The sequence below is a fragment of the Rathayibacter sp. AY1A3 genome, assembly GCF_002930975.1.
GTDB lineage: Bacteria > Actinomycetota > Actinomycetes > Actinomycetales > Microbacteriaceae > Rathayibacter.
In genome coordinates this window covers 1-13,862 of sequence record NZ_PSTO01000024.1, presented here as the reverse complement: position 1 = coordinate 13,862, position 13,862 = coordinate 1, and the positions used below count along the sequence as shown (strand labels likewise).

Sequence of the window (13,862 nt, the reverse complement as noted above, 5' to 3'; positions counted from 1 at the left end):
CCGCCCCGCCCGCCGACTACCCTCGGAGGGCGCCGCACCGGCGCGAGCACCGAGAGCACGAGGAGAGACGCACGTGAGCATCATCGCCGCCGCAGACGGGTCCGCACTGGGCAACCCCGGCCCCGCCGGCTGGGCCTGGTACGTCGACGACGAGCGCTGGGCCGCGGGCGGCTGGTCGCACGGCACGAACAACATCGGCGAGCTCACCGCGGTGCTCGAGCTGCTGCGCGCGACCGCGCAGGAGGAGGAGCCGCTGCACATCCTCTGCGACAGCCAGTACGCCATCAAGGCCTGCACCGAGTGGCTGCCGGGCTGGAAGCGGAAGGGCTGGCGCAAGGCCGACGGCAAGCCGGTGATGAACGTCGAGATCATCAAGGCGCTCGACGAGGAGCTGCAGGGCCGGGCGGTCACCTTCGAGTGGGTGAAGGGGCACGCCAACCACCGGATGAACGAGGCCGCCGACGTCCGCGCCCGGAGCGCCGCGACCGCCTACCAGCGCCGGCAGCCCGTCGACGCCGGACCCGGATGGCCGACGGCCGCCGCCGTGCCTGCCGCGGCCGCTGCGCCCCCCGTCGAGGACTCCGCCACCCTCTTCTAGCCGCGTTCCCTCTGGGGCAGCCGCAGCAGCCCCGTCGCCACCAGCTCGCGCACCCGCGGCAGCACCGAGTCGGACACCGCCTCCTCCTCGACCTGGAGGAGCGAGGCGACCGCCGCCGCGATCGCCGCCACCGAGAGCTCGCCGTCGCAGGCGCCGACCACGGCGGCGAGCGCCGTGTCGACCTCCTCGACCCGGGCGAAGCCGCCGCCCTGGCGCAGCCGCAGCACCGTCGGATCGTCGTTGCCCGGCCAGTAGTGCCGCTCCTCCGTGACGTCTCCGGCGACGACCAGGGCGAGACCCGCCAGAGCGCGATCGTCGAGCGACGCGAGGGCCTCGGCCGCGTCGAGGCAGGCGGCGAGGTGGCCGCCCAGGCCCGCGGTCGCGACCGGCGTGGTGATGCGCTCGAGGCGGCGGATCGGTGGGCGAGGCTGCTCGGGCAGGCGGAGCGTGACGTAGCCGAAGCCGACGCCGGTCACCCCGCGCCGCTCGAAGTCGGTCAGCCAGGCGTCGACCAGCGCGTCGAACGCGGGGCCGCGGGTCGTGCCGCCGTCACGGATCCAGGTCTCGGCGTAGACCGCCGGATCCTGACGCTCGCGCTCCACGACCCAGACGTCCAGCGGAGAGGCGGTCCCGCCCATCCAGGCGTCGAGCCCCTCGGGCCCCGCCTCGAGCGCCTGCTCCAGCGGGCTGCGGGCGTCGGCGAGCCAGTCCGCGATCCGGTCGAAGGCGTCCGCGCCCTCCCGGTACTCCCAGTTCCCCAGGAGCTGCGCGACACCACCGGGCACCAGGTGCTCGGCTGCTCCGAGGATCACGCGGCGCACGATCTCGTCGCCCTCCAGCCCGCCGTCGCGGTACTCGTAGGAGGGGACGCCCTCGACTCGCGGCGTGATGACGAACGGCGGGTTCGTGACGATGTGGTCGAAGCGCTCCCCCGCGACCGGCTCGTAGAGGCTGCCGAGGCGGAACTCGATGTTCTCGATCCCGTTGAGCGCCGCGGTGAAGGAGGCGAGCGCGAGCGCGCGCTCGGAGATGTCGGTGGCGACCACCTGCTCGGCGTGGCGGGAGGCGTGCAGCGCCTGGATCCCGCAGCCGGTCCCCAGGTCGAGCACGCGGCCGACGGGCCGCTGGATCATCAGGCCGGTCAGCGTGAGGCTCGCGCCGCCGACGCCGAGCACGTGGTCCTCGTCGAGGGCGCGGCCGAGGGCGAGCTCCCCGAGGTCGGAGGCGATCCACCAGGAGGCCGCGCCGCGCTGGTCGACCACGTCGTAGGGGCGCAGGTCGAGGGCCGCGGTGACGACGGCTCCGGCCTCGACGCGCACCAGGCCGAGCTCCACCGCCCCCTCCAGCGCGAGAGCGCCGAACGCCTCGTCCGCGTCGTCGGCCGAGACGGGATCGGCCAGGAGGAACAGGCGGGCGAGGGTGGCCAGCGCGTCGTGGTCGCCGCGGTGCTCGAGGGCGCGGCGGGCGGGGACCCGGTCGCCGCGGTGCAGCGCCTCGGCCGCTTCGTCGCCCCAGAGCCCCCGCACGGCGTCCACGCCGTAGCGGGCGCGGATCAGATCGTCGCGCAGGAGGGCGATACGGGCTCGGTCGAACGGGTCTGCGGAGAACACCGCTCCATCCTCCTGCACGCGGGTCGGCCACCGGGGCCGCCGCGGCCGTACGATCGGAGGCATGCCGCTGACCGGAGAGTACGAACCCAGCACGTCCGAGTGGGCCCGCGAGCAGGCGGAGCTCTACGAGCGGACCGGCGGAGCCGAGGGGAACCTCCTCCGCGGCCGCCCCATCATCGTCCTGACCACCGTCGGCTCGAAGAGCGGGAAGCTCCGCAAGACCGCGCTGATGCGCGTCGAGCACGAGGGCGAGTACGTGGTCGTCGCGTCCAAGGGCGGCGCGCCCGAGCATCCCGTCTGGTATGGCAACATGCTCAAGGAGCCGCACGTCGAGCTGCAGGACGGGCCCGTGAAGAAGGACTACGCCGCGAGCGTGCTCGAGGGCGATCTGCGCGCGGCCTGGTGGGAGCGCGCGGTCGCCGCGTGGCCGGACTACGCCGAGTACCAGACGAAGACCGAGCGGCAGATCCCGCTCGTGCTGCTCACTCCCTGGTCCTGAGCGCGGCGGGCGGCTCGGCCCGTCGCTGAGGCGGCCGTCCTCCGGTCGAGGTCGCGCCGCACGGCAGGCGCCTCACGCGGGCGGCGAGCCCAGCGGATCCCGTCCGGCCTCAGACCCGGGCCGCGATGAGGTCGAGCACCTTCGGGCTCGAGAGCAGCGCGAAGTGGCCGACCACCGAGACCGCGATGTTCTCGCGCGCCCCGGCGAGGCGGCTCCCTCCGGGGATGTACTGGTCGCGCATCCCGTAGATCGACGTGATGCGCGCGTCGGCCTCGCGCTCGGCCAGCAGGGTGCGGATCAGCGGGCGGTGGGGTGCGAACTCCCGGAGCGCCCGCGCCGGGGCGATCCGTGCGAGCGACGAGCCGTTGAACGGGGTCGAGACGGCGATCATCCGCTCGATCCGCCCGTCCTCGCGGTCGTCGACGACCATCATGTGCTTGCCGATCAGGCCGCCCTTGCTGTGCGCGACGACGACGACTCCGCGCAGATCGTGCTCGCGCAGGTAGTCCTGGCCGAGTCCGGCCGACGCGACGATCGGCCGCGTGTTGTAGCCGAGCGCGGGCAGCACGTGGATCGGATGGCCCGCCGCGTGCAGCCTCTCGGCGATGGGCCGGAGGAACTGCCACGTCTCGTAGATGCCGGGGATGAGCAGCACCGGAGCGCCGTCGCCGGACGCGTACCGCGACACGTCCCAGCCCTCCCGCAGGTGCACGAAGCGCGAGCCGTAGGCGTAGCGGTAGTCGCGGAGGTACGCGCGCCGCAGCGAGGTCGAGCGGCGCGGGCGGGCGGAGTCACGTGCCGGCATGGGCCCGCTCCAGCTCCGCAATGTCGAGGCGGCTCATCGCGAGCATCGCCTGCAGAGCGCGCGCGGACGCCTCGGAGTCGGCGCCTCCGAGCAGACGCGGGAGGACCTCCGGCACGATCTGCCAGGACAGCCCCCAGCGGTCGCGGAGCCAGCCGCACCGGCTCTCCTCGCCGCCGTCCGCGATCAGGGCGTCCCACAGCCGGTCGAGCTCGGACTGGCCGCCGACGGTCACGACGATCGAGACGGCCTCGGTGAACGGGAACCGCGGCCCGGCGTTGATCGCCTGGAACCGCTGCCCGTCGAGCTCGAACGTCACCGACAGCACCTCGCCGGGCGACGGAGAGCCCTCCGGCAGCACCTGGCTTCCGGTGATCCGCGAGTTCGGCACCAGCTCCGTGTAGAAGCGCGCCGCCTCCCCCGCGCCGTCGTCGAACCAGAGGAAGGTGCTGACCGCGCCCATCGGAGTCTCCGTCCTGCGCGGGAGGGTCTCCGCGGCTCCCTCAGTGTGCCGCGGAGGCGCCCTCCCCGCGACGGATCACAGCGGGTTGACGCCGAACGCCGTGGCCAGCTTGTCGATCTTCTTGGCGCGGCCCAGCCGGGGCAGGTCGCTGCCGTCGCGGATGACGCGGCCGCGGGCCTCGAAGTCGTCGAGGAAGTCGCGGGCCCAGGCGACGTCGGACGGCGTCGGGCTGATGACCTCGTTGATCACGGCGAGCTGCTCGGTGTCGAGGCAGAGCTTCCCGGTGAGGCCGAGCGAGACCGTGAGCGCGGACTGCTCGCGCAGCACGGGGTGGCTGTTCGAGACTGTCGGGCCGTCGATAGGGCCGGGCAGGTCGCCGATGCGCGAGGCGACGACCAGGCGCGAGCGCGGGTAGGCCATCGCGAGATCGTCGGCGCTGGTGCCGGTGTCGCGGCGGTAGTCGCCGCTGCCGAACGCGAGGCGGAAGGTGCCGCGGGCGCGGGCGATCGAGACCGCCTCCTCGATGCCGAGGGCGGACTCGACCAGGGCGAGCACCGGGGTGGAGCCGCCGAGGCGGTCGAAGGTCTCGGTGACGTGCTCGGCGGCCTCGGTCTTGGCGAGCATGACGCCGGCGAGGCCGGGCAGGCCCTTCAGCGCGTCGACGTCGTCGGACCAGAACGGGGTGGAGTGGTCGTTGATGCGGACCCAGGCGCGCTTCTCGCCGGTCAGCCACTCCGCGACGTCGGTCCGCGCGTCGGGCTTCGCCTTGGGGTCGACCGCGTCCTCGATGTCGAGGACGATCTGGTCGGCGCGGGACGCGTGCGCGGCGTCGAACGTCTCGGTGCGGGTGGCGTTCACCAGCAGCCAGGAGCGCGCGATCTCGGGGGCGACGTCGCGCCCCTTCCGCTTCGCGATGGCGGTGGTGGTGGTCTCGGGCAACGTCACGTTCGGGTCCTCTCGGTGGCGCGGTCCTCGCTCCGCGGACGCCACCGCTCTGCGACGGCGCCGGGGACAAGGGTAGCGGCTCCCCGTCGGCGGGGCTCCGGGCACTCCGGCGTCTCTCCACTCCGGGGCTGCGACGCCCCGAGCGCTCCGGATCAGCGGCCCTCCGGGCGCTCCCACAGCGTCAGCACCGTCGTCGGCACCCGGATCCGCTCGCGCGCGACGAACCCCGCCTCCGCGAGCACCGTGTCCGCCTCGCCCTCCGGCAGCGCCTGCCAGACCCGGTCCTCCCCGGCGAGCGCGGCGAGCAGGGCCTCGCCCTCCAGGAGCACGTCGGAGTACGTCCCCGTCGACCCGTACGGAGCGGCGAGGGCGACGTCGTCCACGCCCGCGAACGCCTCCGGGTAGGCGGCGAGCGCCAAACGGGGCCGGAGCGAGACCGTCCCGGAGGAGCCGAGGAGGACGGCGTCGCCCGGACGGGCCCGCTCCTCGACGGCGGCCGCCAGACCGCGGAGGTCCTGCCCGGCCGGCTTCCCGGTGACCGTGCGCATCTGCACCAGGACCGGCAGGGCGGCCACCGCGATCAGGGCGAGGAGGGCGACGCCCGTCCAAGCCCTGAACGAGTCGAGCGCGAGGCCGAGGAGGACCGCGAGGGCGGGCGCGCTCGACGCGAGGTAGCGCGGAGTGAACATCGGCTCGACGAGGAGGGTCCCGAGCACCAGCACCGCCGTCGGCAGCACGATCCAGAGGACGAGGGCCGGCAGGAGCGGCCCGCGCAGGCCGCCCCGCACCGCGGCGACCGCGAGGAGCGCGACGGCGATCCCGGCCAGCCACCACGCGGATCCGAAGAACGGCTCGACCATGACGGTGAACGCGGTCACGGGCTGCGAGCGGAGCCAGCCGACCTGGCCGCTCTGCCCTGCGGCGAGGAGCAGCACCGGCACGGCGCCCAGTGCCGAGAGGGCGCTCGCCGGGAGAGCCCGCACGGCACCCCGGGGCGCCGCGGCCGCGGCGAGAGCGACGAGAGCCGGCAGCACCAGCACGGAGTAGAGGAACACGGCGTTCGCCAGACCTGCGACGGCCGCGAACGCGGTCCAGCGCAGGGCGCCCCCGGAGCGGGCCGCCCGCACGACGAGGACCGCCGCTCCCACCACGAGCGCGGTGGCCAGAGCGGAGGATCGCGCCTCGGTCCCCGAGAACGAGGACCGCGGGAGCAGCACGAGCACCGCGGCGGCGAGGAGTGCAGCCCGGGGCCGGTCGAACGATCGCAGCAGGACGACGACGCCCGCCGCCGCCGCTCCCGTGGCGAGAGCGGACGGCGCCCGCACCGCGAGCTCCGACTCCCCGGCGATCGCGATCCAGCCGTGCATCAGCAGGCCGTAGACCAGGTGCACCGCGTCCTTCTCCTGCACGAAGGCGAGGAGCTCGCCCACCGGGAGCCGCGCCAGGCGGAGGGTCGCGGCCTCGTCGTTCCAGTAGGAGGGGATCCAGGAGCCGACGAGGGTCAGCGCGGTGGCGAGGGCGAGGACCGCGCTCGCGGGCAGGGTCCGGAGCGCGCGCATCCCGCCAGCGTAGAGGCCGGGCTCAGCGCGCCGAGCGCTCGGCGAGACCCTTCGCGTACGCGGCCTGGCCGACGTGCTGCGTGTCGTCGTCGATCACCGAGACCAGCCGCACCCCGAGGGTCACCGGCGGATCCCACTGCTCGTCGACGACGCGCTCGAGGTCCTCGTCGCCGAGCGTGTCGAGGAGGGCGAGCGTCTGCCGGTGCACGGCGTCGGCGTACTCCGCGAGCAGCGCGGCCGGCACCGCGGCGAGCGCCGCCACCTCGGCCGGCTCCTGCCCGTAGCCGGTCTCATCGGGCCCGAAGGGCAGGCCGGACCGGCCGTGGAAGCCGTCGGCCGTCCACACCTGCTCGTGGCCGGCGAGCGGGGCGAGGTGGTCGTCCTGCACCCGGACGAGATGCCAGACGAGCCAGGCGGGCGAGTTCGAGTGGGCGTCCGCGCGGAACGCGAGCTGATCGGGGGTGCTGTCGTCCAGGACGGCGTGCACGTTCTCGTGCACCCGGCCGAAGGCGTCGCGGAGGAGGTCGATGGCTGCGCTCATGCCGCCAGCCTGCCGCTCCCGCGCCCGGTGCGGCACCCCCTCCGCGCGCCTCGGAGGAAGTGCGGAGGCGGGTGCCCGATACTCGGCCCGTGACCTCCGGATCCTCGAACCTGGCGACGAAGCCGTGGCTGACCTCCTACGCGGAGGGCGTGCCCGCCGAGATCGACCCTCCCACCCAGACCCTCGTCGACCTGCTCGAGGACTCGGTCGCGCGGTACCGCCGCGGCACCGCCCTCGAGTTCTTCGGCGCCGAGACCAGCTACGCCGAGCTCGGCGAGCAGGTCGCGCGCGCGGCGGAGGGCCTGCGGCGCCTGGGCGTGCGCGCCGGCGACCGCGTCGCGCTGGTGCTCCCGAACTGCCCGGAGCACGTGGTGGCGTTCTACGCCGCTCTCCGCCTCGGAGCGATCGTGGTCGAGCACAACCCGCTCTACACGCCGCGCGAGCTGCGGCGGCAGTTCGAGGACCACGGCGCCCGGTTCGCGGTCGTCTGGGACAAGATCGCCGACGTCGTCGCGACCATGCCCGCCGACCTGGGCATCGAGCGCGTCGTCTCCGTCGACCTCACCCGCTCCTTCCCGCTCGGCAAGCGCCTGGCGCTGCGGCTCCCCCTGCCGTCGGTGCGCCGGTCACGCGAGAAGCTCACCGCGACCCCCCGCAGCCGCTCCCTGGTGCCCTTCGCGTCGCTGCTGAAGAACCGCCGCATCGCGCGCTCGCACCCCCGCCCGGTCCTCGGCGACACGGCCCTGCTGCAGTACACGAGCGGCACCACCGGGACGCCCAAGGGCGCGATCCTCTCGCACGCGAACCTCCGTGCGAACGCCCTGCAGGGCCGCGCCTGGGTGCCGGGCCTGCGCGAGGGCGACGAGACGTTCTACGCGGCGCTCCCCCTGTTCCACGCCTACGGGCTGACGCTGTGCCTGACCTTCGCGATCAGCATCGGCGCGAAGGTCGTGCTGTTCCCGACCTTCGACGTCGGCCTCGTGAAGGCGGCCGCGAAGTCGTCGCCGCCCACCTTCCTCCCCGCGGTGCCGCCCGTGTACGACGCGCTGGCCCGCGCTTCCGAGCGCCACGAGCTCGACCTGCGCGGCATCCGCTTCGCGATCTCGGGAGCGATGAGCCTGCCGGTCGCGACGGTCGACCGCTGGGAGCGCGCGAGTCGGGGACTCCTGGTCGAGGGCTACGGCATGACCGAGAGCTCGCCGGTCGCCCTCGGGAACCCGGTCGGCCCGACCCGCCGACCCGGCACCGTGGGCGTGCCGTTCCCCAGCACGACGATCCGCCTCGTCGACCCCGCCGATCCGTCGGTCGACCGCGGCCCGGGCGAGTCCGGCGAGCTCCTGCTCCGGGGGCCGCAGGTGTTCCAGGGGTACTGGAAGCGGCCGGAGGAGACGGCCGAGGCCCTCCTCCCCGGCGGCTGGCTGCGCACGGGCGACATCGCGACCGTCTCGGCCGACGGCTTCGTGACGATCGTCGACCGGGCCAAGGAGCTCATCATCACCGGCGGCTTCAACGTCTCCCCCTCCGAGGTCGAGGGAGTGCTGGAGTCGCACCCGGACGTGACGCGCGCGGCCGTCGTCGGGCTCCCCCGGGAGGACGGCGGCGAGAGCGTCGCGGCGGCCGTGGTCCTGCGGGCCGGGACGGCCGTGGATCCGGAGGCGCTGCGCGACTTCTGCCGGCTGCACCTGACGCCCTACAAGGTGCCCAAGCGGATCGTCCCGGTGGACGAGCTGCCGACCTCGCTGATCGGCAAGGTGCTGCGCCGCCAGGTGCGCGAGAGTCTGCTGGACTGAGGCGACCGGAGCGGACGGTGGCCCGCGAGGAGGAGGACGACATGGCGAGGATCGTGCAGTACGAGCGGATCGGCGGGCCCGAGGTGCTCGAGACCGTCGAGGCGCCGGAGCCCGAGGCGGGGCCCGGCACCGTGGTGGTCGCCGTCCGCGCGGCCGGCGTGAACCCGATCGAGTGGAAGGTGCGCTCCGGCCTGCGCCCGAGCCCGCCGTTCGACGGTCCGCGGAGGCTCGGGTCGGACGGCTCCGGCGTGGTCTCCGCCGTCGGTCCGGGCGTGACCGGTTGGAGCGTCGGAGACCGGGTGATCGTCAGCGGCGCCACCGGCACCTACGCGACCGCCGTCGCGGTCTCCCCCGACTCCCTCGATCCGCTCCCCGACGGACTCGGCTTCGAGGAGGCGGCCGCGCTCGGCATCCCGGTCTCCACGGCCTACCAGGCGGTGGTCTCGCTCGGCGTCGCGGAGGGATCGACGTTCGTCGTCCACGCGGGCGCCGGAGCGGTCGGCCGGGCGGCGATCCAGTTCGCCGTCGACCGCGGAGCCCGGGTGATCGCCACGGCGAGCCCGGCGAATCACGAGGCGCTGCGCGCGCTCGGAGCGGTGCCGGTCGCCTACGGGCCCGGACTGCTCGAGCGGCTGCGTGCCGCGGCGCCCGAGGGCGTCGACCGCGTGCTCGACGCGGCCGGGACGGACGAGGCGCTCGCCGCCTCGCTCGCGCTGGTGGCGGATCCGCAGCACGTCGGAACGGTGGTCGCCGGCCCTCGTGCGGCAGAGCTGGGCATCCGGGCCTGGAGCGGCGGCAGTCCCGTGCCGCTGACCGAAAAGGAGCAGCGCCTCCGCCGCGAGGGCGTGCCGCTGGCCGCCCGGCTGGCGAGCGAGGGGCGCTTCGCGGTCGCGACAGGTCCGCGCCTCCCGCTCGAGCAGGCCGCAGAGGCGCACCGGCTCAGCGAGGACGGCCACGTCCGCGGGAAGATCCTTCTCGTTCCCTGAGCCGGGCCGGCATCCGGCATCCGTCTCCCCACCGCTTCCCCCGCTCTCACCGTCGAGAAGGAGTCCCCGTGTCCACTGACGACACCACCCCCGTGATCCTGGGGGGCGCCCGCACCCCGTTCGCCCGCTTCTCCGGAGCCTTCGCGCCGCTCTCGGGCGTCGAGCTCGGCGCCGCTGCCATCCGAGGGGCTCTCGAGCGCTCGGGCGCCTCCGCGGCCGACGTCGACGCGGTCGTGCTCGGCCAGGTGATCCAGGCCGGAGCCGGTCAGGGCCCCGCCCGGCAGGCCGCGGTCCTCGCGGGTCTGGGCTGGGACGTCCCGGCGGTCACGATCAACAAGCTCTGCCTGTCGGGTCTCACCGCGGTGATCGACGCGGCGCGGATGATCCGGCTCGGCGAGGCGCAGGTGGTCGTCGCCGGAGGGCAGGAGTCGATGACCAACGCGCCGCACCTCCTGCTGGGGTCCCGCTCGGGCCTGGGTGTCGGTCCGCGTCCGCTCGAGGACGCACTCCTCCACGACGGCCTGCTCGATCCGTTCGACCGCCGCCTGATGGGGAGGGTGACCGACGACGGCAACGCCGCACGGGGCATCCGCCGCGAGCGCCAGGACGCCTTCGCCGCGCTCTCGCACCAGCGGGCCGCCGCGGCACGGTCCACCGGCGTGCTCGCCGAGGAGATCGTGCCGGTCGCGGTTCCGCAGCGGCGCGGACCGGACCTCGTCGTGTCCGCCGACGACGGGATCCGGGAGGACAGCACGGTCGAGACGCTCGCCCGGCTGGCCCCCGCGTTCTCAGCCGAGGGCACGATCACCGCGGGCAGCTCGTCACCGATCACCGACGGTGCCGCCGCGCTGGTCGTCGTGTCCCGCGGCTGGGCCCGCGAGCGGGGACTGCCCTGGCTCGCGACCGTCGCCGAGCACGGGCAGGTCGCCGGACCGGACAACTCCCTCCACTCGCAGCCGTCGGCGGCGATCCTCCAGGCGCTCGGCCGCCGCGGTGCAGCGGTGTCCGACCTGGACCTGATCGAGATCAACGAGGCGTTCGCCTCCGTCGTCCTCCAGTCGGCGGACGATCTCGGCGTCGAGCCCGAGACGGTCAACCTCGACGGCGGGGCGATCGCGCTCGGCCACCCGGTGGGCGCCTCCGGAGCACGGCTGGCCCTGCACCTGGCGCTGGCCCTCCGTCGCCGAGGCGGCGGGCTCGGCGTCGCCGCGCTCTGCGGCGGAGGCGGCCAGGGCGAGGCGCTGATCCTCGAGGGCTGACCGGCGGTCCGCCCCCAGGAGCGCGTCGGCGCCTCCGGCTACGCTCGCGGGATGAGCATCCTGAGCGCCGACGGCCTCGCCTTCGTCACCGAGCGCCACCTGGCCACCCTCTCCACCCCCGGCCGCCAGGGCCGCCTGCACGTGGTCGCCGTGGGCTTCACCTACGAGGACGGCGTCGTCCGCGTCATCACCTCCCGCGAGAGCCAGAAGGTGCTCAACGTCCGGCGGGGCGGCACCGCGACGGTCGGGCAGGTCGACGGCATCCGGTGGCTGAGCCTGGGCGGTCCGGCCACGATCGAGGAGGAGCCGGACGCCGTGCAGCACGCCGTCGAGCTCTACTCCCAGCGCTACCGCACCCCGCGCCCGAACCCCCTCCGCGTCGCCATCCGCATCGACGTCGACTTCGCCCTCGCCTCCTCCGGCCTGCGCGCGGAGTAGCCGGGTGGCCCGCGGCGACGCGCTGGGCGGGGGCGGTGCCGTCTCCTCCCTCCGCACCTACCGCTACGTCCGCCTCTCCCTGGTGGCGGCCGTGGTGCTCCTCACGGCCGGCCTCGTCCACCAGCTCGTCGTCGGAGGCCCGCTGCGCTCGATCAGCGCCTCGTACTACACCCCGGTCCGCTCCCTCTTCACCGGGGCGCTCTTCGCGGTCGGCGTCTCGCTGGTCGTCCTCGCCGGGAGGAGCGTGCGGCGCTTCCTCCTGCTGCTGGCGGGCATGACGGCGCCGGTCATCGCGATCGTGCCGGTGCCCCTCGCCTCGGAGGAGCTGCAGCGCCTCCAGGGAGCGGTGTGCCCGGCGGGAGGGGCGTCGTGCCTTCCCGCGACGGCCGCGGGTGAGGTCGCCGCCTCACTGCCCGCCTACCTGGTCACGGCCGCGGCCGTCCTCGTCGCCTCCGTGATCCTGCTCGCCCTCGACCGGGTCCTCGACCGCTGGGCGCTCGTCCGCACCGCGATCGCCGCCGCCCTCCTGATCGCTCTGGCGGCCTGGAGCACGCTCCCGTCGTTCCTGCGGCTCGGCCACTACGCCGCCGCCGGCGTCTTCTTCCTCCTCATCGCCGTCACCGCGGGTCTGCACGCCGTCGCGGTGCGCGAGGAGGGAGCGAGCGGGCCGGGGACGCCGCGCTTCTACTCCCGCTGCTACGCCGTTCTCGCGGTGCTGATCGCCGCGGTCGATGCGGCGCTGGTGCTCCTGCTTCTCACGGGGCGGGGAGCGGAACTTCTCGGCGAGCAGTGGCTCCTGCTCGGCGAGGCCGTCGCGCTCGCCCTCTTCGGGATCTTCTGGGTGCTGCAGACCGTCGAGAACTGGGATCGTCCCGACGTGCTGCTCGTCGCGCGGGGCTGAGGGGCCGGTGACGGACGGCCCCCTCAGCCGCTCAGCGCTTGAGGGTGATCGAAGAGCTCCGCCCGAGGTTCCCTGCGGCGTCGTAGGCGTGCGCGACGATCGCGTACCGCCCGGCCGGGTAGGAGGAGGCCGAGACGGTCAGGCGCCACGTGCCGTCCGACGCCCTCGTCGCGTCGCCCAGCCGCGTGGCTCCGCTCCAGAAGCTCAGCTTCGTCGTGCCGACGTCGTCCTTGGCGGTGGCGACCAGGGTGACAGAGCCGCGCACCGTCGATCCGCTCGTCGGCGCGGTGATGACGGTCTTCGGAGCCGTGGTGTCGCGGGACGGCGCGGGCGAGCCCGTGGGTGCCGGAGCAGGAGCCGCGGTGGGCGCCGACGTGGGAGTCGGGGTCGGAGCCGGAGCCGGTTCGTCGCCGAGGCCCCAGGCCGTCCACAGCTCCTCCGCGATCATCGCCTGGCCGGCGACGTTCGGGTGGAAGTAGTCGACGTCCGTCGAGAGCTGGTCGAGCGAGATCGGAGCCGCCGTGAGGGCGCCGCCGTCCCAGACGCAGTCGTTCGCGGCGGATGCGCAGGCCGATTCGAGTGCCTCGTTGAAGTCGGCCTCCCGGTCCTCCGCCGCCGCGAGCGAGGCGGTGTAGGCCGAGCCGGTCAGCGGGGCTCCGGTCGTGGCGTCGACTCCGCGCTGGGTCCGGCAGACCCCGCCCCAGGCCCAGATCGCGGCGCCCGGCGTCGGCTTCACGGCCTCCCACTCCGACTCGATGTCCGGGACCGAGCCGACGAGCACCGTCGCCTCCGGCCACTCCTCGCCGATCGAGCGCAGGATCCGGGTCGCCGACGCGGCGAAGGAGGCCGCGGGCGTCATCGCGTAGCCGTCGCGGGAGTCGGGCGAGAGGCTCAGCGAGCAGAGGTCGTTGCCGCCGATCAGCAGCGTGACCACGTCCGGCTCCTCCCCGGCCGCGACCGCGGCGTCGATCCGCGACTCGACTCCGCTGATGACCGCGCCCGACTTCGCGTAGTTCACCGCACGGACCGCCGTCCGCGGATCCGCCGCCGCCATCCGGCTCGCGATCGAGTCGACCGCGGGCGCCGATCCCGTCGCCCAGGAGTTCTCGACGCAGTCGCGGTTCACCCCGCAGGTCGTCGCCGCGCGCGTGATCGAGTCGCCGAGCGCGAGCAGCGTCTGCGTCCCGGACGCCTGCGCCGGCGGTGCCGCCAGGAGCCCCGCCAGGAGCGCGATCGCCCCCGCGCCGACCCCTGCCGCTCTCCGCCGTCCCCTGTGTGCTGTGGTCCCCATGTCGTCCCGTCCCCTGGTCGTCCGTCGCTCGAGTGCCTCGCGTGCTGCGAGAGCACGAGGGGCGAGCGTACGTCGCTGCGGATCCCCCGACGGACCGGAGGAGGGCGGCTCCCGTCCGGCGCGGCCCGGATGGGGGACACGGAGGACGCACGGAGGCGGGCGGCCCACAGCTTCAGGCGC

Annotated in this window: 14 protein-coding genes; 7 read left to right on the top strand and 7 right to left on the bottom strand. The window is 74.6% G+C overall.

What is annotated here, in order from left to right; genetic code table 11:
• Positions 1-73 precede the first annotated feature (73 nt).
• Complete coding sequence (locus C5C10_RS11815; RefSeq protein WP_104232847.1) at positions 74-598, top strand: ribonuclease H; 525 nt, start codon at positions 74-76, stop codon at positions 596-598.
• Here the strand turns inward: C5C10_RS11815 and C5C10_RS11810 are convergent.
• Positions 595-2,208: a methyltransferase gene (locus tag C5C10_RS11810; protein WP_258060559.1), complete on the bottom strand. Its 1,614-nt coding sequence runs from the start codon at positions 2,206-2,208 to the stop codon at positions 595-597. The two genes, C5C10_RS11815 and C5C10_RS11810, sit on opposite strands and share 4 nt — an antisense overlap.
• Positions 2,209-2,269: 61 nt before the next feature.
• On the opposite strand from C5C10_RS11810, the gene C5C10_RS11805 reads away from it, so the two are divergent.
• Positions 2,270-2,707 carry a nitroreductase family deazaflavin-dependent oxidoreductase gene (locus C5C10_RS11805; RefSeq protein WP_104223205.1) on the top strand — a complete coding sequence of 146 codons (438 nt, stop codon included), beginning with the start codon at positions 2,270-2,272 and terminating at the stop codon, positions 2,705-2,707.
• A 109-nt stretch (positions 2,708-2,816) separates the two neighbouring features.
• On the opposite strand, the gene C5C10_RS11800 is transcribed toward C5C10_RS11805, so the two are convergent.
• The 5 genes from C5C10_RS11800 to C5C10_RS11780 all read right to left on the bottom strand — a co-directional run bounded on the left by C5C10_RS11800 (position 2,817) and on the right by C5C10_RS11780 (position 7,017).
• Positions 2,817-3,512, bottom strand: a complete 696-nt coding sequence (locus C5C10_RS11800; protein ID WP_104223206.1) for a triacylglycerol lipase — start codon at positions 3,510-3,512, stop codon at positions 2,817-2,819.
• Positions 3,499-3,972: a VOC family protein gene (locus tag C5C10_RS11795; RefSeq protein ID WP_104329315.1), complete on the bottom strand. Its 474-nt coding sequence runs from the start codon at positions 3,970-3,972 to the stop codon at positions 3,499-3,501. Before C5C10_RS11795 ends, C5C10_RS11800 begins: the two co-directional genes overlap by 14 nt.
• Before the next feature lie 75 nt (positions 3,973-4,047).
• Positions 4,048-4,911 carry a CoA ester lyase gene (locus tag C5C10_RS11790; RefSeq protein ID WP_208543400.1) on the bottom strand — a complete coding sequence of 288 codons (864 nt, stop codon included), beginning with the start codon at positions 4,909-4,911 and terminating at the stop codon, positions 4,048-4,050.
• 158 nt (positions 4,912-5,069) lie between these two features.
• Positions 5,070-6,476: a glycosyltransferase family 39 protein gene (locus C5C10_RS11785; protein ID WP_104329314.1), complete on the bottom strand. Its 1,407-nt coding sequence runs from the start codon at positions 6,474-6,476 to the stop codon at positions 5,070-5,072.
• A 22-nt stretch (positions 6,477-6,498) separates the two neighbouring features.
• Positions 6,499-7,017, bottom strand: a complete 519-nt coding sequence (locus C5C10_RS11780; RefSeq protein ID WP_104329313.1) for a DinB family protein — start codon at positions 7,015-7,017, stop codon at positions 6,499-6,501.
• 89 nt (positions 7,018-7,106) lie between these two features.
• Between C5C10_RS11780 and C5C10_RS11775 the strand changes: the two genes are divergently transcribed.
• From C5C10_RS11775 to C5C10_RS11755, 5 genes are all read left to right on the top strand, one after another.
• Positions 7,107-8,807 carry a long-chain-fatty-acid--CoA ligase gene (locus tag C5C10_RS11775; protein ID WP_104329312.1) on the top strand — a complete coding sequence of 567 codons (1,701 nt, stop codon included), beginning with the start codon at positions 7,107-7,109 and terminating at the stop codon, positions 8,805-8,807.
• Positions 8,808-8,848: 41 nt separating this feature from the next.
• Positions 8,849-9,793: an NADP-dependent oxidoreductase gene (locus tag C5C10_RS11770; RefSeq protein WP_104288991.1), complete on the top strand. Its 945-nt coding sequence runs from the start codon at positions 8,849-8,851 to the stop codon at positions 9,791-9,793.
• 68 nt (positions 9,794-9,861) lie between these two features.
• Positions 9,862-11,052 (top strand): acetyl-CoA C-acyltransferase, encoded by a 1,191-nt coding sequence (locus tag C5C10_RS11765; protein ID WP_104329311.1) that lies wholly within the window; start codon positions 9,862-9,864, stop codon positions 11,050-11,052.
• 51 nt (positions 11,053-11,103) lie between these two features.
• Positions 11,104-11,490 carry a pyridoxamine 5'-phosphate oxidase family protein gene (locus tag C5C10_RS11760; protein WP_104223212.1) on the top strand — a complete coding sequence of 129 codons (387 nt, stop codon included), beginning with the start codon at positions 11,104-11,106 and terminating at the stop codon, positions 11,488-11,490.
• A gap of 4 nt (positions 11,491-11,494) precedes the next feature.
• The gene (locus tag C5C10_RS11755) at positions 11,495-12,391 is read left to right on the top strand and encodes a hypothetical protein (protein ID WP_104329310.1); all 897 of its coding nucleotides are present in this window, start codon (positions 11,495-11,497) and stop codon (positions 12,389-12,391) included.
• 31 nt (positions 12,392-12,422) lie between these two features.
• On the opposite strand, the gene C5C10_RS11750 is transcribed toward C5C10_RS11755, so the two are convergent.
• The gene (locus tag C5C10_RS11750; protein ID WP_104329309.1) at positions 12,423-13,682 is read right to left on the bottom strand and encodes a GDSL-type esterase/lipase family protein; all 1,260 of its coding nucleotides are present in this window, start codon (positions 13,680-13,682) and stop codon (positions 12,423-12,425) included.
• Between the last annotated feature and the right edge of the window lie 180 nt (positions 13,683-13,862).

What these genes read in the sequence shown, in the direction of transcription:
- C5C10_RS11785 (WP_104329314.1), bottom strand. Translation starts at nt 6,476, where the DNA reads ATGCGCGCGCTCCGGACCCTGCCCGCGAGCGCGGTCCTCGCCCTCGCC.
- C5C10_RS11800 (WP_104223206.1), bottom strand. Translation starts at nt 3,512, where the DNA reads ATGCCGGCACGTGACTCCGCCCGCCCGCGCCGCTCGACCTCGCTGCGG.
- C5C10_RS11750 (WP_104329309.1), bottom strand. Translation starts at nt 13,682, where the DNA reads ATGGGGACCACAGCACACAGGGGACGGCGGAGAGCGGCAGGGGTCGGC.
- C5C10_RS11780 (WP_104329313.1), bottom strand. Translation starts at nt 7,017, where the DNA reads ATGAGCGCAGCCATCGACCTCCTCCGCGACGCCTTCGGCCGGGTGCAC.
- C5C10_RS11760 (WP_104223212.1), top strand. Translation starts at nt 11,104, where the DNA reads ATGAGCATCCTGAGCGCCGACGGCCTCGCCTTCGTCACCGAGCGCCAC.
- C5C10_RS11795 (WP_104329315.1), bottom strand. Translation starts at nt 3,972, where the DNA reads ATGGGCGCGGTCAGCACCTTCCTCTGGTTCGACGACGGCGCGGGGGAG.
- C5C10_RS11805 (WP_104223205.1), top strand. Translation starts at nt 2,270, where the DNA reads ATGCCGCTGACCGGAGAGTACGAACCCAGCACGTCCGAGTGGGCCCGC.
- C5C10_RS11770 (WP_104288991.1), top strand. Translation starts at nt 8,849, where the DNA reads ATGGCGAGGATCGTGCAGTACGAGCGGATCGGCGGGCCCGAGGTGCTC.